21 protein-coding genes are annotated in these 19,870 nt (G+C 40.3%); 3 read left to right on the forward strand and 18 right to left on the reverse strand.

Features of this window, described 5'->3' with window-relative positions; genetic code table 11:
- Positions 1–28 precede the first annotated feature (28 nt).
- From EP1_RS01000 to EP1_RS01030, 7 genes are all read right to left on the reverse strand, one after another.
- Entirely contained in the window at positions 29–1,945 is a 1,917-nt protein-coding gene (locus EP1_RS01000; RefSeq protein ID WP_067621949.1) for a heavy metal translocating P-type ATPase, read from the reverse strand.
- A gap of 191 nt (positions 1,946–2,136) precedes the next feature.
- Entirely contained in the window at positions 2,137–3,471 is a 1,335-nt protein-coding gene (locus tag EP1_RS01005; RefSeq protein ID WP_067621952.1) for a DUF438 domain-containing protein, read from the reverse strand.
- Between the two features lie 64 nt (positions 3,472–3,535).
- Positions 3,536–3,769 carry a DUF1858 domain-containing protein gene (locus EP1_RS01010; RefSeq protein ID WP_067621955.1) on the reverse strand — a complete coding sequence of 78 codons (234 nt, stop codon included), beginning with the start codon at positions 3,767–3,769 and terminating at the stop codon, positions 3,536–3,538.
- Between the two features lie 79 nt (positions 3,770–3,848).
- The gene (locus EP1_RS01015; protein ID WP_067621959.1) at positions 3,849–4,502 is read right to left on the reverse strand and encodes an HI_0552 family protein; all 654 of its coding nucleotides are present in this window, start codon (positions 4,500–4,502) and stop codon (positions 3,849–3,851) included.
- 227 nt (positions 4,503–4,729) lie between these two features.
- Complete coding sequence (locus tag EP1_RS01020) at positions 4,730–5,620, reverse strand: sulfite exporter TauE/SafE family protein (protein WP_067621962.1); 891 nt, start codon at positions 5,618–5,620, stop codon at positions 4,730–4,732.
- A gap of 152 nt (positions 5,621–5,772) precedes the next feature.
- A complete protein-coding gene (locus EP1_RS01025; RefSeq protein WP_067621965.1) occupies positions 5,773–6,087 on the reverse strand; it encodes a hypothetical protein in 315 nt (104 codons plus the stop codon).
- Positions 6,087–7,040 (reverse strand): helix-turn-helix domain-containing protein, encoded by a 954-nt coding sequence (locus EP1_RS01030; RefSeq protein WP_067621968.1) that lies wholly within the window; start codon positions 7,038–7,040, stop codon positions 6,087–6,089. Before EP1_RS01030 ends, EP1_RS01025 begins: the two co-directional genes overlap by 1 nt.
- 295 nt (positions 7,041–7,335) lie before the next feature.
- Here EP1_RS01030 and proC point away from each other — a divergent pair, with 295 nt between their 5' ends.
- Positions 7,336–8,148, forward strand: coding sequence for a pyrroline-5-carboxylate reductase (gene proC, locus EP1_RS01035; protein ID WP_067621971.1), 813 nt, complete (start codon positions 7,336–7,338; stop codon positions 8,146–8,148).
- Between the two features lie 47 nt (positions 8,149–8,195).
- Here proC and EP1_RS01040 read toward each other — a convergent pair whose 3' ends face one another.
- From EP1_RS01040 to EP1_RS01050, 3 genes are all read right to left on the reverse strand, one after another.
- Entirely contained in the window at positions 8,196–9,920 is a 1,725-nt protein-coding gene (locus tag EP1_RS01040; protein WP_067621974.1) for an ABC transporter permease/substrate binding protein, read from the reverse strand.
- Positions 9,913–11,115 (reverse strand): quaternary amine ABC transporter ATP-binding protein, encoded by a 1,203-nt coding sequence (locus EP1_RS01045; protein WP_067621977.1) that lies wholly within the window; start codon positions 11,113–11,115, stop codon positions 9,913–9,915. The genes EP1_RS01040 and EP1_RS01045 overlap by 8 nt, the downstream gene beginning before the upstream one ends.
- A gap of 316 nt (positions 11,116–11,431) precedes the next feature.
- The gene (locus EP1_RS01050; protein WP_067621981.1) at positions 11,432–12,070 is read right to left on the reverse strand and encodes a GntR family transcriptional regulator; all 639 of its coding nucleotides are present in this window, start codon (positions 12,068–12,070) and stop codon (positions 11,432–11,434) included.
- Between the two features lie 363 nt (positions 12,071–12,433).
- Between EP1_RS01050 and EP1_RS01055 the strand changes: the two genes are divergently transcribed.
- Positions 12,434–13,609, forward strand: a complete 1,176-nt coding sequence (locus EP1_RS01055; protein ID WP_067621984.1) for a NupC/NupG family nucleoside CNT transporter — start codon at positions 12,434–12,436, stop codon at positions 13,607–13,609.
- Positions 13,610–13,675: 66 nt separating this feature from the next.
- Here EP1_RS01055 and EP1_RS01060 read toward each other — a convergent pair whose 3' ends face one another.
- The 8 genes from EP1_RS01060 to rbsR form a co-directional block, all read right to left on the reverse strand.
- Complete coding sequence (locus EP1_RS01060; protein WP_067621987.1) at positions 13,676–13,993, reverse strand: hypothetical protein; 318 nt, start codon at positions 13,991–13,993, stop codon at positions 13,676–13,678.
- 3 nt (positions 13,994–13,996) lie between these two features.
- Positions 13,997–14,326 carry a hypothetical protein gene (locus EP1_RS01065; RefSeq protein ID WP_067621989.1) on the reverse strand — a complete coding sequence of 110 codons (330 nt, stop codon included), beginning with the start codon at positions 14,324–14,326 and terminating at the stop codon, positions 13,997–13,999.
- Positions 14,327–14,520: 194 nt separating this feature from the next.
- On the reverse strand, positions 14,521–14,820 hold the full coding sequence (locus EP1_RS01070; protein WP_067621992.1) for a DUF5960 family protein: 300 nt from the start codon (positions 14,818–14,820) through the stop codon (positions 14,521–14,523).
- A gap of 42 nt (positions 14,821–14,862) precedes the next feature.
- On the reverse strand, positions 14,863–15,264 hold the full coding sequence (locus EP1_RS01075; RefSeq protein ID WP_067621995.1) for a hypothetical protein: 402 nt from the start codon (positions 15,262–15,264) through the stop codon (positions 14,863–14,865).
- Between the two features lie 179 nt (positions 15,265–15,443).
- On the reverse strand, positions 15,444–16,331 hold the full coding sequence (rbsU, locus tag EP1_RS01080; RefSeq protein WP_067621998.1) for a ribose/proton symporter RbsU: 888 nt from the start codon (positions 16,329–16,331) through the stop codon (positions 15,444–15,446).
- A gap of 25 nt (positions 16,332–16,356) precedes the next feature.
- A complete protein-coding gene (rbsD, locus tag EP1_RS01085) occupies positions 16,357–16,752 on the reverse strand; it encodes a D-ribose pyranase (protein WP_067622001.1) in 396 nt (131 codons plus the stop codon).
- Positions 16,753–16,773: 21 nt separating this feature from the next.
- The gene (rbsK, locus tag EP1_RS01090; RefSeq protein WP_067622004.1) at positions 16,774–17,679 is read right to left on the reverse strand and encodes a ribokinase; all 906 of its coding nucleotides are present in this window, start codon (positions 17,677–17,679) and stop codon (positions 16,774–16,776) included.
- A 108-nt stretch (positions 17,680–17,787) separates the two neighbouring features.
- Complete coding sequence (gene rbsR, locus EP1_RS01095; RefSeq protein ID WP_067622007.1) at positions 17,788–18,780, reverse strand: ribose utilization transcriptional repressor RbsR; 993 nt, start codon at positions 18,778–18,780, stop codon at positions 17,788–17,790.
- Between the two features lie 128 nt (positions 18,781–18,908).
- Between rbsR and EP1_RS01100 the strand changes: the two genes are divergently transcribed.
- On the forward strand, positions 18,909–19,835 hold the full coding sequence (locus tag EP1_RS01100; protein ID WP_067622010.1) for an alpha/beta hydrolase: 927 nt from the start codon (positions 18,909–18,911) through the stop codon (positions 19,833–19,835).
- Positions 19,836–19,870 lie beyond the last annotated feature (35 nt).

Here is a 19,870-nt window from a genome sequence, read left to right on the forward strand (position 1 = left end):
TTAATTCCTCCTTCTTTATTGAACACTCTTATTCTACGTTTGTTTTCATTTTGACAAATTGATTTCTATCAAGTTTTGAACTTTTTGGGTGATAAGAAAGCAGACGCATGCCATTGATAATGACGATCAAAATGCTCAACTCATGAAAGAACATACCGCTAGCCATATAAACATAGCCGAAGATTAAACCGATTAGTAAAAATAGTACTGTCCCGATAGCAATCGCGATATTTTCTTTCATATTCCGTACGGTTTTTTTGGTCAAACGATAAGCGTGGAGCAAGTTCTCAAATTTTGATTGGATCAATACGACATCTGAAGTTTCTACCGCAACATCCGTTCCGCCTCCCATCGCAATCCCGATATCAGCTAATGCGATGGAGGGACTATCGTTGATCCCGTCACCAACAAAGGCAACGACTTCACCGGCTGCCTGTAAGCGACGAATAAACGCCGCTTTTTCTTCCGGTAACAATTCTCCATGAACTTCAGATAACCCTAGTTCTTTACCGACGATTTCGGCAGTCGTTTGATTATCACCTGACAGCATGATCAGGCGTTTGATTCCATTGCTCTTCAACGTAGCCAGTGTCTGAGCTACTCCGGGACGAATTTGATCTTTGATTCCAAACAAGGCGATAACCTGTTTTTCTGCAGCTACAAATACCACCGAATTTCCCTGTAGCTGCAAAGCCTTTTCAGTCTGCTCAATCTCAGTAGTCAATGAGATGGCTGCTTCCTCCATCAAGGCTCGATTCCCAAGCGTCAAGCGAATGCCATCTGCCGTTGCTGTCATCCCTTTTCCTTTCACTACAACGGTATCAGAGACATTGATCGCTATACTTTGTTTTCTGCCTTGTTGTTGCGCATAGTTGACGATTGCTTGACCTAGCGGGTGATCGGATTCCCCTTCGATGGCAGCAATCAAGCTTAAGTAATCGATGGTCTGATCTTCATAGAATTTAGCAAAGGCAACACTTGGTTTCCCATTGGTTATTGTTCCTGTTTTATCGAAAACTATCGTCTCTACACGGCTAAAAGTAGCCATCACTTCACTGCCTTTGATTAAAATACCATTTTTCGCACCATTGCCAATCCCGGCGACATTTGACACTGGGACTCCAATGATCAAAGCTCCGGGACAGCCTAATACCAAAATAGTAATTGCTAGCCGAATATCTTTGGTCATGAGCCCGGTGAGCAAGGCTAAAACTAAAATCAACGGCGTATAATATTTTGCGAAACGATCAATAAACCGTTCTGTTGATGATTTGCTATCTTGAGCTTCTTCCACCAGTTCGATAATCTTGCCAAAAGTCGTATCTTCTCCTACACGCTGAGCTTCAATTTTTAGCGTGCCGTTTTCTAAGATCGTTCCGGCAAATACTTGGTCGTTTTTTTCTTTGTAGACCGATTTTGCTTCACCGGTGACGGCTGCTTCATTAAGGTACCCCGTTCCCTCACTTACTACCCCATCTACCGGCACTTGAGCACCGGTTTTGACTAACAGCTGATCGCCAACAGCGACTTCTTCAATCGCGACTTCTTCCACTTTATTTTCGATCAACTTCCAGGCAGTTGCCGGGGCAAGTTTGACTAGCTTTTGAATCGCTGACCTAGTATGCTCTAACGTTTTTTGTTCAAGTAAGTGGCCTAATAAGAACAAGAAAGTGACAATCGCTGATTCATTGTACTCCCCGATAACAAACGCCCCAATTACGGCGATCGTTACTAACAAATCGATACTGACAACTTTAACTTTCGCCGCTTGATACGCTTGGATCGCAATCGGTAAAGCACCACAGACCGATGCAAGCACCATTTCGATATCGTAAATGACTATTTGTTGAAACAAAAATTTAGCAGCTACGGCCGAGACAATAAAAAATGCATTAATAAATGTGAGCACGGTCTTATGAGCCAATATTTTTTTCTGAAACTTCATTTTTTCCACTCCTCTTCTTTTCACTATCAGTTTACAAAGAACACCGCGGAAAATAATTGATTAATATCAAGAAGAGGGATTTTCGGGCAAATATCATTTTTTGATTGGCGCTCACGCTTTAAGGGCAGCTGGTTCTTCAATTCATAAAAAAAAGCGCTCGGAAACTATTCCGAACGCCCATACTTTAAAAGCTATTCTGTTTTTCCTTCCAATAGACGATTTTGGCCTTCAATCGCTTGGATATCTGTAATATCTTGGGTAACCTCTAAACAGCCAAGATAGTCTCCCATTTCATCTTTTAAGGCAAAATAACGAATATAGATTTTTTTATCTCGTAGATCGATCCAAAAATCTGCCTCACTCCGCGCGCCAGAACGAAAATCATCTAAAATCTGTTGGACGATGTGCATACTTTTAGGTGGGTGACAATTCACAACTTCGCGACCGATTACTGATTTTGTTCGTGGAAAGACCCGACTTTTGCCTTCTGAGAAGAAACGCACGCGATCGTCTTTATCGACAAATGTTAAATCTACTGGCAAAACTTGAAATAAAGCAATCATTTCTTGCAGCTTCAGTGTTCCAGTTGGCAGCACAATCGTTGTTTCGGAAGAGACTTTGTCTTCCCAATCATAGTGTTCCTCTGCTGCAACTTCTGTAGCTTCAGCCGCCAAACCAGCAGCGATGCCTTCCGTTGTTTCCTTAGCTTGCTGAATCGCTAATTGGCGAGCAGGCTCACGTTCTTGTTCCTTTTCCAAAGAAGCTTGGCTAGCCTTCCATGGCAATGGCTCAGGAATAAATGCAAAGCCGATATCAAAGCTATCTTGGGCGATTTTTTCCCAGTCTTTCAAACTGAATACATCAAGTGTCATCGGCGCCATGATCTCTTCTTCTTTAAAAATCATCTCCTCAATCTCGTTTTTAGCCGCTTCCCATTTTTCTGCGATTGGATTATAAGCCGCTTTTTCTGAGTGGACTAATTGGATTAATTCCTTGATCTGTTCACGAACGTCATCGTCCACGCCCCACATAACCTTCGGTGGCGCAGTGATCCCGTATTTCTCCATATAAGAAAAAATCAGTGTTTCTTTGCGGGCATAATGTTTATCGATCTGCATCAAATCTGTTAACGCATTAAGCAATCGTTCCTGCTGGGACCAGTCACCAGCTTTGATCTTAGTTAACAAACCATCGATTTCATCGGTCAACAATGATTGCAAGACTTGATTTTCCAGTTTTAATGTATGGATCGGATGGCCTGGCTGTGCATGCTCTAAATTCGAGCGATGGATCTCATTGATGGCGCCCTTAAAAACCGCTGCATGGATATTACATAATTTTTGGATTTCTTGTGGATCCAAGCCACCTTGGATCAAAGATTTTTCAGCGGCCGTGATCTCTGTCACATCGACACCATCGAATTCTTGATTGAAAAGCTCCTTCGCTTCTTCAAATGAACCACCTTGATGCAGCAGCGACAAAATCTCGACAATTCTTTCTTGACGTTGTTCTCTTGTTCGTTCCATTAGACTACTCCCTTGTTCATAGTTAGATCTGAATTTCTGGTAAAAAAGCTGGCCTAGCGCTCACTTAAAACGAATGGTCTTTTATCGTAAACCCATTGGCTTCAAACATTTCGATCACTTGTTCCAGTGGGATGTGTTTCATTTTGGCACCTTTTGGGATCGTCATGTAGCGTCCCGCCGTTTGTAGCATACCTGGCTTTGCGATTGCTTCAAAACCTAATTGATACATTAAATCTTTTACCTCAGGATATAAGGTGACTAATTCATACAGCGATTTCGATAAATCAAGCTCCTTCATACACCAACCTCCTTTGACTTGTTTCTATATGTGAACTTCCGCTAAATTTTACAGTCCTGCTTCAAGCTTTTTACCAGACTCATTGATTTAATGCAAAATACAATGGGGCCAATTCTTCTAATGATTGACGAGTAAGCTCTTCAATATCAGTAATCTTCGTTGTTTTAAAAAATAATTTACCGATTTGAAACGTCCGTCCCTCCAAAGTATTTAGCAATACTTCTGGTTGCTTCTGGTCTGCTAAAAAATCTGTAAGCGACAGATGATCGACCAATTCATGTTCTACCTGCGGCCAAATATAATAATCTGAACTATCGACGTGTTGGCTCCATTCATACAATAAATTAACTAATTTATTGTACGCCTCACTACCACCATTGCGTTCAGCACTTTTATAATGCTGAAACATCAAATAGACTTGAAATTGTTTCTTATTAAGTAAGACAGCCAAGCAGGCATTTTGATTTCTGTGTTGCGGATCACGGTAAGCACTCCAAAAATGGTTCCGTAAATGCCAGCCATTCGTCCAGCTTTCAATTTTTGGTTTCTCCAAATGATAGTCTGACGGCAATGACTGTGCGACTATTTGTTGTAACTTTTTCCATTTTTGCCAATGCTTTTTATAGTCCTGCTTCACTTGGTCAATCTCGTCTGCCGAATAGCGTTCTTTTAATTGCTTAAACGTATATATCTCTCGATCCAACACCTGAAAGTCTTCGATCGTTAAGTCCATTGCAACGCCTCCTTCTTTTAAATCGCTTTTATTGTAAGCAGTGTGACCCATTTATTCAAATAAAAACCTTCCAATCATTGGAATAGAAACAGCCTCTGACGCGATATTTGTTTCAAAACAAAGAACTTTTTACCGTATCCTGAATCTTCATTAATCGCAATCCAAGACAGACTAAACCAAGCTAGCTGCTAGCTTAATAATATAAAAAAAGCCTTAGAGATTACTCTCTAAGACTTCTTCACATGCCCCGGAAAGGCCTGCATCCCTTTGCGGATATAAGTAAAACCTGAATACAATACGACTGCAATCACGATCCACGTCAAAATATTCATGTTTAAACCCGTAACGAATTTAGTTGCAATAAACACTCCGATGACTCCACCGATTGTAATCGCCAAGCTAACTTTTCGAGAATAATCTCCTGACTTAATGAAGTTTGTTCCCGCAACCGGCATCAAACCCGCGCAAGAAGCCATCATGATCGGAAAAGCAACTAACGGACTCAAACCCAGCATATAGACCATCGCCATACAAGGAGCATAAAGGCCCACACCAATCGTCATCAGCGCCCCTAAAATAAAGTTGCCGACGATTCCGATGATTAATTTAATACCAGTCAAACTAGTCAACTGATTGCCAGTTCCTAATAAGTCTAACAAACCTAATTGTTTTAAGGCCATCAAAGCGGCTGTAATGATCAACGCAATTCCCATGTAAAACTGGACTTTTTTCTCAGGTAATTTGCTGACTGTTTTAGAACCCAAGTAAGATCCGATAATCGCTGCGATTACTAATGAGAATAAAGTCAACGGTGCAACTTTTACTACGGTAATAAAAATAAACGCTTCAATGATTACCGGTACGGTATGGGAAACATTCAATGTTCCTGGTAGTTGGCGATCATTATCTAACTGATTAGTCATTTCCAACAACATCGTCGTCGGTGCAAAACTTCCAATTCCTAACGTATCCATTGCATCAGTGACAAAACCAATCAAGCCAGAAACGAAAAAATTTCCGCCGCCCCAATTACCACGGGCTGCAATCAAATCGCGGATAAAATAAAAAAGATAGTAAACCAATAGGACTGCTAGGAGTCCCAACAAAATTTGTACCATAATTCTCTCCTTCTAATAAAATAATGAATGAAAGCTCTTTTCCATTTAAGATGATACAACAATTCACAAAGTATTAAACCTAAATCTACTAACAGTTTGATGATATTCATCCAATAAAGCTTAAAAGCTTCTATTAAAGTAGAGAACTTACTCTATTTATCATTTAATAAATCTCCCAGTGAAAATCCATCGAAGGTCTCACCATCATAATATTTCAACAATTGCTCGGCGGATAATAGTGAAGAGGTCATTTCTTCTTCGGTATTTTCACGCTCTTCCTGATTTAATAAAACATACTCCTGATACTGCTCGGCCAGCTGGCGATACAAGATCTTTTTAGAAGAACCTTCCCCCGTGATAAATGGTAATTCTTTGAGATGTCCGCGATAAAGCGGCAAGTTATCGACCCATTCGATCGGTTGTTCGACCACTGTTAACTGCACTTCAGCAAAAATATCTTCATACATTAGTTTTCTTCCTTTCTTCTATTACGATACTGACGTGGCGTGAGCCCTTCGATTTGTTTGAAGCGTTTATAAAAAAACGCTTTATCTTTGTAACCCAAACGTTCCACGATTGTTTGAACGGTTAGATCCGTTTGAACCAAATAGTTTTTACAGCGCTCGATGCGCCGCAACAACACCCATTCAGTAAAAGAATGCCCGGTTTTTTCCTTCAACAAACTCGATAAATAATTCGGATGGAAATGAAATTTCCCAGCAACTTCTGCTAACGTCACTTGTTCCAAACGAAGATCCACATAGGCTAGTATCTCTTCAATTAATTGACTATTGGATATAAAATTATCTTTCCCCACTAAGCGCTCCGGCAACGCTTGGCTGATCTCAACAACCAAAAGTACAAAAGCAGCCTTTGTGACTTTATTATTGAAATAAGCCATTTTGACGATTTGTTTCAATAGCAGTAGCACGTAAAAATGAACGTCTGTTGCTTGAGCAAAATCATACACCAAAAAACGGCTAATTCCGCTAAATTCCTCGCTTAAAGCTTCCACAAAAAAGCGGTACAACCAGGGTTCTTCAAAAAATTGTCCCAATAACGATTCATTAAAATAGCTCGGCTTAAAATAAAATACCACTATATCCGTCTTTAAATCACCTTGATAAACCAATTCAGTTGCTGTGTTCGCCAAAATTAGGCTCCCACTATTCAACTTTTTTTCAGTTCCATCAATCATTACCGTGATCGAGCCCTTCATCACATATAAAATTCGAATAAAATTAGTTGGAACTTCGATCTTATCTGCCGTTTTTCGTGTCACAAAAGCCGCAATCTCACGCTGCGAATTATCCGCAAAACGTTGGACCTCACCTAACATTTGTTCTTCGCTTCCTAAATAGCAGTCTAAGGTTTTTAAAAAATGATAGAAACTACTATATTGTGCTGCCGTAACTTCCATATTCCACCCCACCTTAAAATCAAACACTTTCTTCTTTATCTAAACTATTTTAAACAAGCGCCTATCGGCTTATAATTTCTTTATTGATTGTACCACTTTTATGAATTTCACACATTTGATTCAGACACTTTCAAGGATATCCTTCTGCTTTTCGCGGGATTATACAATCAAGAGCAAAATAATTTGTCTAGAAGTAAAGATTGAACGTAGTTTGCAGAATGATCTACAGTGCGGGAATCAAACAACTTTTCCCCCCAAAAAAATAGTGCATTAATACGAACAAGGAGGATTTACTATGAAAATTGGTTTTATCGGTGCCGGGAATATGGCATCTGCAATCGTTACAGGCATAGTCCAAAAAGGTTTTAGTCAGCCTGAAGATATTTACTTATACGACATTTCAACAGAAAAAGTCCAAGCTTTCGCCAAAAAAATCGGTGCCCATGCATTAAAAGATCCGCAGGAAGTCATCGAAACGGTCGATACGCTAGTCTTAGCAGTCAAACCGAATGTCATTAAAGGCGTATTATTGGAGGCGAAAGACGCGATCCTGCAAAACGATCCGCTAATCGTTTCGATCGCAGCGGGAACTAGCACGGAAGCCATCTATGAAGTCTTTGAAACGGAACAACCAATCCGAATCGTGCGAGTAATGCCGAATATGAATGCGATGGTCGGTGAAGGCGCCGCCGCTGTTTGCGGAAATACAACAGCTACCAAAGAAGATGTCGCAACGATTATTGATTTATTCAATGCCGTCGGTAAAGCTTGGCCACTAGAAGAAAAATATTTCTCGATCTTCACCGCAATTGCCGGGAGCTCACCTGCTTATACATTCCTATTTATTGATTCGATCGCGCGGGCAGCAGTGAAAAACGGCTTGCCAAAAGATATCGCTTTAGAAATGGCGACCCAAGCAATTTTAGGTAGTGCAGAAACCTTGGCTCACAGCAAGGAAAATCCTTGGACACTGATTGATCGGGTAAGTTCACCAGGAGGTACGACCGTTGCTGGAATCGTTGAATTGGAAGATAATGCCTTTATCTCGACGGTCATCAAAGGCATTGATGCAACGATTCGTAAAGATCAGGAATTAGGGGAAAAATAATCCCATAAAAAAAAATGCTGATCGTAATTGATCAGCATTTTTTCACTTTATTTCTTCCACTCATTGACTTCTTTTTGGTGATCTTCAACCCAATCCTTGGCTGCTTGAGCAGGATCTTTTCCTTCGTTGATGGCGAGCATGACGCTCTCCATATCTTTTTGATTCCAATGGAAATTATCCAAAACTTGATACGCTTCTGGTTGATCCTTTTTTAGCTCTTTGCGGGTAATCGTATGGATCGCTTCTTCTGTCCCCATCGCACCTTTGGGATCTTCCAAATATTTCAAGCCATACTTAGCAAACATCCAATGTGGCGACCAGCCGGTAATCACAATCGGTTGTTTCTTCTTGATAGCTTGACCAAGAGCAACTGTCATCGCACCAGAAGATGAGGTCGAGACTTTCCAATCTGCTAAATTAGGATAAGCTTTCAAGGTATTTTCTGCTGCATTTACAACACCCGCACCAGGTTCGATTCCTGTGATCGTTTGGTTAGCTTGATCTGATAGATCCGCAATAGAATTGACGTCCATATAATCAGGAACAACTAGCCCAACCTTGGCACCTTTCAAGTTAACACCCAAATCATCAACTTGCTCTTTATATTGCGCAAATTGTGATTTATGAGTATTCGGCAGCCAAGCCGCCACCATCGCATCCGACTCACCTTTTGCCACAGATTCCCACATAATTGCGTTATCCAATGGCGTCAAATTGACTTGATAACCCATTTCTTTCAGTACTTCGCCAACTACGTGAGTAGAAGCAACTTCTGTATCCCACTCCACATAAGAAAGGTTAATCGTGCCTTTATTTTCTTTAGACGTGCCACCGAAACCGAATGAAGCAAGTAACGTCACAATGACAATGATCCCCGCAACAATCCCGATTTTCTGTTTTTTCGCTTTTGGCATTTTTTCAGCTGCTTGTTGTTTTGGTTTATTGAGATTTTGGGTAAAGCGGTCAATGATAATCGCTAAAATTACTAACGCTAGTCCATTAACAAAACCATTCCCAACTTGTGCTCGTTGCAACGCTGATAAAACGCCACGACCAAGACCGGGAGCTCCGATCATTGAAGCGATCACGACCATGGATAAAGCTAACATCATGGTTTGGTTAATCCCTGCTAAGATCGTACTTTTAGCTAGAGGCAATTCTAGTTTAAATAGTTTTTGTTTACCCGTCCCGCCGAATGAATCAGATGCTTCCACCAATTCTTTAGGAATCTGACGAATTCCTAAATTAGTAAAACGCACTGTTGGCGGTAAAGCGAAAATCACTGAGGCAAACACCCCCGGAACCATACCGATACCGAAGAAGGCCACTGCTGGAATCAAATATACAAAACCAGGCATCGTTTGCATGAAATCCAAGATCGGTGTGATGATCTTTTTGGCTGTCTCGTTTTTCGCCATCAGAATGCCTAATGGAACACCGATGATGATTGACAATAAACTAGATAACAAAACTAATGTGACGGTGCTCATCAGATCGGTCCATAACCCTTGATTATAAATAAAGAGTAAGCCAATCAAAGTAAAACTCGCCAGTCCCCATTTTTTATTAGAAATAAAAAATGCGGCGACGGTTAAAATGAGGATCAACAATAATGGCGGGATCATTGTTAGGAGTCCTGTCATCCCATCCATTAAGTACTGACCCATGTGCTGCAAGACTGAGAATAAACCCGCAAAGGTTGCAGTTAACCAATCGGTAAATCCTTCGACCCAATCTGCTACAGGCAAGGCTTGTTGTAAGAAATTAAACATTTGCTTTCACCTCTTCTTCAGTTTCTGTATTCGCTAACGCCTCTAGGACACTGCCGCGGATGACAACCCCGACTAAACGATCCCCCTCGACTACCGCAAGTGGCGCTGGCGAATCAAAAATCAGATTGAAAATGTCGGTAACTAACATATCTTTAGGAATCCGACGGACATTTTTATCAATGACTTCTTTCAATGTCAGATTATTTTTACGGGCTTCTAATGCTTTCTCCGCCGTTAAACTACCTTTTAGTTTACGCTTGCGATCAACCGCTAACAGCATGCTGACCTCTTCTTTACGCATCCGATTCAAGGCAACGTTTGGCCCATCCACTTCAATATTCGTCGTTAAAGCTGGAACCATGATATTTTGTGCAGTTAGAACTTTCGAGCGATCGACGTCTTCAACAAAGTCCCGCACGTATTGATTGGCTGGATGCGTCAGGATTTCTTCCCCTGTACCTATTTGCATAATCTGTCCGTCTTTCATCAAAGCGATTCGATCTCCGATCCGCAATGCTTCATTCAAATCGTGGGTAATGAAAATAATTGTTTTTTGTACGTTTGATTGCAGATCTAATAATTCATCCTGCATCTCCCGCCGGATCAATGGGTCCAAAGCTGAGAAAGCTTCGTCCATCAATAAGATCTCCGGATCATTGGCTAATGCCCGGGCTAAACCGACCCGCTGCTGCATCCCGCCAGATAGTTGATCAGGATATTGATCTTTAAAAGTCAGCAAGCCAGAATTCTCTAAAGCTTGCTCCGCTTTGGCTTGACGTTCGGCTTTCGGTACCCCTCGTACTTCCAGACCATATTCGGTATTTTCTAAAATCGTTCGATGGGGAAATAGACCGAAATTTTGGAAAACCATATTGACTTTATGACGACGGACTTCCCGCAGCGCTTCTTTGTCCATTTTGGCAATATTTTCGCCATCGATATAGATCTCACCAGAAGTTGGATCAATCAAACGATTTAATAAACGAATCATTGTTGATTTCCCGCTACCAGAAAGTCCCATGATAACGAAAATTTCTCCTTCATTAACTTCAAAGCTTGCATCGTATACACCAACGGTAGCACCAGTCTGCTCAACAATTTCATTTTTACTACGATTTTCTTGAATCATCGCTAGAGCTTGCTGCTGCTTTTTTCCGAATATTTTAGTTAAATTTTCTACCTTAACTTTACTCAAAATAAATCCTCCTCTTCACAAAAGTGACCATACCACACTAACATCATGTGGTCACTTTGTCAAAAAAAGTGTTGGAAGTTTTCAGTAAATCAGTCTGATTGACTAGTTTCCCCACATTCTAGTAATAAAAAAAAACACGTTTATCCCCTGTCTGACATCAATACATGACAACACAAAAACACCGGCCAGATTTCTCCAGTCGGTATTTTTTTACGGTCAGTATCACTTCGAGGTTCAGCACTGAGCTTTCACAAGTTTAGTCAAAAAGCTTTTCCAGCATATTTGAAATAGAATCTTTGGATTTTTGCTAAAAGCGTTAGACCCCAGGATAAAATAAATGCTGCATTCGCTGCAAGACTAATTCATTTCCTACAAAAAATAACGTATCACCCGCACAAATTTTGGCGTAGGGGCCTGGGGATAGCAATAGTTGATCTTTTTGCTGAATAGCGACAATCGTTGCGCCCGTCTCATGCCAAATATTCAACTCATTGACGGTCCTTTCCAAATGAGCAGCTTTTTCTGTCACCGTCAATTCATAGGGAACAAAGGGAGCCACATTATGTACCCGCTTTGTTTGAACAAGCAATTGATTCAATAATTTGCTGACAGTGTCCAACTCTTGTTTTTGTTTTTCAACACTAGCTTGGATTTCTTGATTGATTTCTTGAATGGACTGCACATCTTGATATTTTTCAAAATAGGCTTGCGCCTTTTCTCGTGAAAGTACATAAGCGCCGCTGCCATGCCGGACTTCCATGATCCCCAAATCCACTAAAACATTGATCGCTTTGCGGGCTGTCTCCGGTGACACATTGAAATTACTTGCTAAAGTGGAGCGCGCATGGATTTTTTCGCCCACTTGATATCGTTTATCGGCGATTCGTTCAGCAATTTCCACTGCAACCTGCTGATAGCGCGGCAACAAGATCCGCTTCTTATTTTCCCCTTCCAATCTGATCCCTCCTAATTCGTCTAAACGTACTCCATTTTTCAAAAAGTAAAAAATGAGTCTGATTCTCGTCTCGTATGTCCTTCCGTTAAAGTGGCTCGACCTTAATTAAAGGAGTAACTACATCGGTTACTTTTTACTCTATACAGCGAAAAACGATACTGACATCTTTTTCTGCAGAATTCTTTTCAAGCATAGCATATTTTTTTTAGAAAAGCTGTAAACGGTAAAAAGAGCCCTAAATGAAGTTGTTAGTGTTTTCGTCTTTAGAATTTATTCATAGAAGTCTTGTTTTTAAGGATATCTTTCGTAAATTTTCGCAAAACAGGCTAAGCTAATTCAGGATAATTTTGAAGGAGTGATTTTTTGCATTTTGTGATAGGTATTATTGGATTGATTCTTGTTTTGGCCCTCAGTTTTCTAATTAGCAATGATCGAAAAAAGATTCGCTACTCACCGCTTTTGATCATGCTAGTTCTACAATTTTTATTAGGTTTCATTTTATTACGGACCACGGTGGGAACTACCATTGTTAGTAGTTTGGCTGATGTCTTTGATGCGTTATTACGTTTTGCTGGTGCAGGGGTCGACTTTGTTTTTGGCGGTATCGCTAATAAGGGCAGCTTTCCCTTCTTTTTAAACGTTTTGATGCCGATCGTCTTTATTTCAGCGATTATCGGAATCTTGCGCTATATTAAAATTTTACCGCTTTTCATGAAGGGCATTGGACTGGCCCTCAGTAAGATTAATGGCATGGGAAAATTAGAATCCTATAACGGGATTGCTTCAGCAATTTTAGGCCAATCCGAAGTCTTTATTTCTGTCAAAAAGGAATTACCTACTTTTTCAGAACAGCGTTTGACAACGATGAGTATCTCAGCCATGTCCACCGTGTCCATGTCAATCGTTGGTTCATATATGGCGCTGATCCAACCCCGTTATGTTATTACTGCGCTAGTGTTGAATCTATTTGGTGGGTTTATCATTGCTTCAATCGTCAATCCCTATCAATTGGAAAATGATGAATTAGTGATTGAAGAAGACAAAGACCAAACCTTCTTCCAAATGCTCGGCGAGTATATTTTAGATGGCTTTCAAGTTGCCGTAACCGTTGCAGCGATGTTAATCGGTTTTGTCGCACTGATTGCCATGATTAATTTCATTTTTGCCAAAGTTACCGGTCTGACTTTCCAAGAGATCTTAGGTTATGTCTTCGCACCATTGGCTTTTCTGACCGGGATCCCTTGGCAAGAAGCTGTCGATGCCGGCAGTTTGATGGCCACTAAACTAGTGACCAATGAATTTGTTGCTATGACAGAGTTAGCTAAAGGCAACTGGGAGTTTTCTGCTCGGACAACCGCAATCGTCTCTGTTTTCTTAGTTTCATTTGCCAACTTTTCTTCCATCGGTATCATCTCTGGTGCAATGAAAGGCTTGAACGAAGAAAAAGGGAATCTAGTAGCCAAACATGGCTTGAAAATTTTGTTGAGTGCCAGTCTGGTCAGCTTTTTGAGCGCGATCATTACCGGCTTGATCTTTTAATCAATAGGAAAAGGGGTGTGACAAAACTTTGTCACACCCCTTTTGGATTCTTATTTATCCAATCTATTAACTAGTTTCGATTAATCGCAGCTTGATAAAATGGCCTTCAGCAGATTCAACTACTTGCTCAATTTGGCAGTGTGGAACAAAGTCACATTCATCAATTTCCAATAGTGTGACTTCTTTTCCAAAACCAGGAATCCCCACAACTAATTTTTCAGTCTCTAAATGTAGTTGCATCACATTTTGCAATTGTTTTGAAAAATCCAATAAAGTATGTTGTTCTTTTCTATTCCGCCAGCTACTTTGATGAAGCAATCTAAGCCCGTTGCGTAAAATGGTATTGTCTACTTTTTCTTGTCGAATAACCTCTTTCCAAACCATCGTCTAGGCCGCCTCTTCATTTACTGTTATCGTTACACGGATACCTAAAGAACGGCCGTAGTCCCTTAGTTGCTCTGCTTCCGCTGAGGAACAGTCTAAATAGAAGACCAGTGCTGAATAATCATCGACAAATTTCTCCATAAATCGTTGACCTTCAGCGACTAAGCTCTTACCAGTCAAACTTTCATAAAAAATAACTTGCTTATTACGCAAGAAAGTCTGTGGCAATTGCCTCTTTATCCCTACGACTGCTACTTTTTCCCCCTGATAGTTACGTTTGATGTGATTCCAAATCTGTTGTGTTGGTTCCGCTGTCTTTTCAAGAATAAACAATCTATTAACTTCCTTTCAGTTTTCAATGATTGCCTGCAGGAAATAGTCCTGCTGCTAGTCGATCATGCAAGACCATCACCTCCCATTCTTGCTAAAAAATAACAAACCGTATTATATCCATCATACCAACTTATTTTTTTAAAGCAAGTCAAAAAAAGACTTTTAAGTTTTCAGCAACTTAAAAGTCTTTAAAATTATAATTGTTCATCTTCTACAAATTCATATTCGTAGGGTGATCCTTCATAAAAAAACTGCGTTGAAACAGCCGCTTCATTATCAGTCGCTATTAATTTTTTTCGAAACGGAAATCGAACAGCTAGACCGCTGACTGTTTCAGAACCAGGTAAGATATAGATTAATTTGTCATCTGGTGTAGGTTTATTCAGTTGCTCCATTACATCATCAATAACTTTTTCCGAATCTTTATTTGTTTTCGCAATTTTTTTGTAATCCTCTAAAAATGCCGCTTGTCCTTCAAAATAAGTCATCATCATGTTACTCATCCTCTCAATTTCATCATTATTTTTTTGTACTAGTTACTCTGTTAAATCTAGCCGCCCAGCTGCTGTTTGATATAAGGGCCAGCTACCGACAAGTTCTACTCGAATCAGTTGCAATTCCGGATATTTTTGGATTGCGGTCAGTAAAGATTCAATTAACTTCCCTTGTTTAGTTAAATGCTCTTGCGGTGCCAAAGGCTGGTCTTGATCCAAACTTTGGCGATACTCACGATTTTCCTGCAAGACTTCATGAAACGCCATTTTAAAAGAGCGCTCGATTTTTCGAGCAAATTTTGCTTCATTTTCAGTCGTATAAGCAACTTGAGCCTTTTCCGCTAAAAAAGTTGTATAAATCAAAGGGACTGTAGAAACTGGTTTAACCGGCGAAACATAGTAAAACGTCTCTTCCAAGATATCCAATGAAATCGTCAGCTTCATCATTGTTCCTCTTTCCTACAAAAGGTTTTTTACATTTTTATTATAGCACTCACAAGCTGAAAACTTCGATTTATCCGCTTTAGCCTAAAATCATGACCTTACTAATAAAAAAAGCTACCGGCGTTTGATCCTCGATGATCGAACGCCGGTAGCCATTTTATTCTGCTTTTTTAGTTGATTTAAAGCATGACAGTCATCATAGCGGCCACTAAAATCAAGACCAGACCAACGATTGTAACAGTCATTTCTTTTTTTGTTTTCTTTTGTCCTAAGAACCAGATCCCGGTAAGCGTAGCTAACACAACGGATGTTTGCGATAAAATGAAGCCGGTTGCTAGTCCGTTCATATCTGGTTGGGCAGAGATCAAATACGTCAATGCGGCAAAGGCGAAAAAGAAACCAGAGAAAATATGTTTATACGATACGACTTCTGTAAATGCCGCTTTTTCTTTGCCTCTTACACTTAAAACTACTGAATAGACCACCGCTACTAAAACCATTCCGATTGCTTGCGGCAAGAAAGCGTGCATGCCGTCGATCGATGTCGCCTGAGGCGCAGCTGAGTAAGCCCAATAACCAATTTCACCGACTGCTAATAGAAGAACGGCTTTTTTCAAAATACTTGATTGCTCTTGTGTTTTTTCTTCGCTCCAAACCGTCATCCAAGCTCCTAGGATAATTAAAACGAGAGCTAAGCCGCCTAATAATTTTGCCGTGGTTCCGGGCCAATTTCCTAGAGCCAATACTCCCCACAGTGAAGCTCCTAACAGTTGAAAAGCCGTAGTGATCGGCATCGCTCTTGATGAACCAATCAGTGTAAACGATTGGAAAGTGATAATCTGAGCGGTTGCCCAGCCGATTCCTGAAATAATCGAGAAAACTAAATCCACTCCAGTCGGCAGACTCATTCCATTAACTGCTGCAAAAATCAGTGCAAAAATCAGCGTTCCTAGTGTTGATCCTAAAATTTGATTAACTGGACGACCACCAATCTTTGAGGCAATCGTAGGATACAACCCCCAACCAAGTAATGGTCCTAAACCAATCAAAATTGCTGTTACATTCATGATAATTCCTCCTCGTTAGTACTGACTAAAAGACAACGCCACTCTCCAATAAGATATTGGCATACGGGGTCATTTCACCCGTTCGGATAAATGCCTTGCTGTCATGTAAAGCAGCCTTCATCTCACTATGAGGAATAAAAGTAAGCGGTGTTTCTGGTAAGCGAGCTTGAATTTTTTTTAACATTTCAGGGTTTTCCGTTTTGATTTCTTCGGCTAAATAAATCCGTTGAACTTCTAATTCTTCTAATACATTATTCAATACATCCATAAAACTGGGAATACCGTTAGCTACTGCTAAATCAATTTTTTCAGTGGTCATTGGAACGGGCATACCGGCATCACCAATACTCAATTGATCAAAGTGGCCCATTTGAGCAATTACTCGTGAAATATCTGAATTAATAACTTTTCCTTTTTTCATCGTAAACATCCTCTCGCTACTTTAATTTAGTTCATTTTTATAGGGAATTGATGGTTGTGCGCCAAAACGTTGAACTGTGATAGAAGACGCTTGGTTGCCATATTTGATGGCTTCTTCTAAATTACTGAAATCTTTGGTTAAAATACTGCTCATAGCCCCGATAAACGTATCGCCAGCCGCTGTCGTATCCACCGCATTCACTTTGAATGCGGGTACGATCCCACTGCGGCCGTTAACATCGTAAAAAGCGCCTTTACTACCGATTGTAATAATTACTGCTTCGATCCCCAAATGGTGTAAATGATCCGCCGCCGCTTTCAAGCTGGCTTCATCGCTCACTTTAATTCCCGTTAAAATTTCAGTTTCTGTTTCATTTGGAATGATCATATCCGTAACTCTCAACAATTCTTCCGGCACATTTTCTAAAGCAGGTGCGGGGTTTAAAATAGTTTTTACTCCTGCTTCACGAGCGATTTTAAAAGCTTCTACTGTACTGGCTAAAGTGCTTTCAAATTGTGCTATGACAAAATCGCTCGTTTTGATTAGTTCAGCATGTGCTTGGATCTGTTCAGGGGTAAAGGCATTGTTCGCACCCGCATGAATCATAATACTGTTTTCGCCTTGATCATCCACAATGATGTAAGCTTGACCCGTCGCTTGTTTTTCTAATGTTTGAACGCCAGCCAATTCGATGCCCTCTTCAGATAGAAGTTCTTTCATCATTTCACCAGCTTCATCGTTACCGATCGCTCCGATAAAACGAGTCGTTGCTGCTGAACGCTTCGCTGCAACTGCTTGATTGGCACCTTTTCCTCCGCCAGCAGAGAAGATTTCTTTTGTATGCATGGTTTCTCCTGGTTTCGGCATTTGTTTTACTCGGATCGTACGGTCAAGGTTGATACTTCCTACGATTGTAATCGTATTCATTTTATTCACTCCATTTCGTATTTTTCAAATCATTTTAATTACCTTTAGATTAAAACGTTTTATTAAAACGTTTTAATTCGACACAAAAAATATAGCACAGCTTGAAAATTATTTCAAGTGTGCTGTTGAAAAACGCTCAATTAATTGAACTGGCAAGGTTTTCTCCTCCCAATCCTTTTCTGGTTGCTGAATTCTTTCCAATAATAATTCGGCTGTCGTTTGCCCTAATTCATAGATTGGTTGAGCAATCGTCGTTAATTGTGGTGTGATGTATTCGCACATATCGACGTTATCGTAACCAATTACACTATAGTCTTGGGGAATCCGTTTACCTGACTCCGCTAACCCTAAATACAAACCAAAAGCTAATTCATCGTTGATTGCAAAAATCGCTGTCACATCTGTTTGAATGATTTCTTGTGCCGCTGTCCGTCCGGCTTCTTTCGCTAATTCTCTATAAATTAAGATCGGCTCAGGATAGACTTCTTTAAATCCCTTCAAACGATTGGCGATATTTTCAGTAGCATCGGCTGGTAAGACGACAGCGACCTTTTGATGACCTAATTGTTGCAAATGTTCTGCAGCGTTTTTTCCACCTGAAAAATCATCAGTCAACACAGCATCACTAAAACCCTCGGCTTTTTTTTGATCCAGCACAATAAAGGGCAGGTTTTTTTTGCGTAAATTCTCATTAATAGCCTGATTAGAAATTGCCGAACTAGCAATAATAAAGCCATCTACTCCCCGCCGACTCAACTCTTCTAAATAATCAGTTTCTTTTTTGGGATCAAAATCCGCATTACAAAGTATTGTTACAAAGTTTTCACGATACAAGATCCCTTCGATGCCCCGAACCAATGTACTAAAGAACGGGTTTGTAATATCTGGGATGAGAACCCCGATCGTCTTGCTTTTTTTCATAATCATCCGGCGAGCAAAGTAATCTGGTTCGTAATTTAACGCCGTTTTAGCAGCTAAAACTTTTTCGACTGTTGTAGGACTAAATTTTTGTTCATTGCCGTTTAAGATTTGAGATACCGTAGCAATCGACATGCCTGATTGTTTCGCGACATCTTTAATCGTTATTTTCTTATTTTTCATCTAATCGCTCCTGTTTAAACTCTGCTACATTTTCTCACGAAAGTATTTCCCTGTAAATACGCAAGTAAACTTGCTAGGTGTCCAAAATTTTTTTATACTGCTAATGAAGTCATATACAAGGAGAAAAAATGAATAAGACGACAAAATTTATTATAGGAACACTGGTGATTCTAGTAATTGGATTGATTGCTGCAGGAAATTATTTTTATTCTTATGCAATTATTCCAGCTAAAAAAGATTTTTTAGCCGATAGTTCGGAAAAGAAATCCGCTGAATTAGTTACTGCTGAAAATTGGTTCAATGATAAAAATAACCGCCATGACTGGCAGCTTACATCTAGAGACGGCTTGAAATTAGCCGCTTATTATCTGCCAGCGCAAAAAAATCAACACAAAACAGCGCTTATCGCCCATGGTTATATGGGACAAGCTTCGGATATGTCCCAATACGCCAAAATCTATCACGATCTTGGCTATCATGTTTTAATGCCGGATGCCCGAGGTCATGGTAAAAGTGCCGGTGATTATATTGGTTTTGGCTGGCACGAACGGAAAGATTACTTGCAGTGGATCGAGCGGATCACCAAAGAGGACCCACAAGCTGAAATCGTTCTGCACGGTGTCAGTATGGGCGCCGCGACAGTCATGATGACGAGCGGTGAAAAACTACCAGATAACGTCAAGGCCTTTGTCGAAGACTGTGGGTATAGTTCCGTCAATGGAGAATTGCGCTATCAATTGAAACAGCTGTTCAAGCTACCATCCTTTCCTTTAATCCCAGTTACTAGCCTAGTAACAAAAGTCCGCGCTGGTTACTTTTTCAGCGAAGCGGATACGGTGAAACAGTTAAACAAGAATACTCGGCCGATGCTGTTCATTCACGGTGATAAAGACGATTTTGTTCCTTATTCGATGTTGGATGAAGTTTATCAAGCAACCAGAGGACCTAAAGAAAAATATGTCGTGCATGGAGCGAAACATGCTGAAGCATTAAGCACCGATCCTACTTTGTATCAACAAAAAATAACTTCATTCGTAACAAACTATGTCCCTTAATGTTTAAACAAAAGACCTTCATTTTGCTAAAAAAC

Origin of the sequence: Enterococcus pseudoavium NBRC 100491, assembly GCF_001544295.1 — a bacterium.
Lineage (GTDB): Bacteria > Bacillota > Bacilli > Lactobacillales > Enterococcaceae > Enterococcus_A > Enterococcus_A pseudoavium.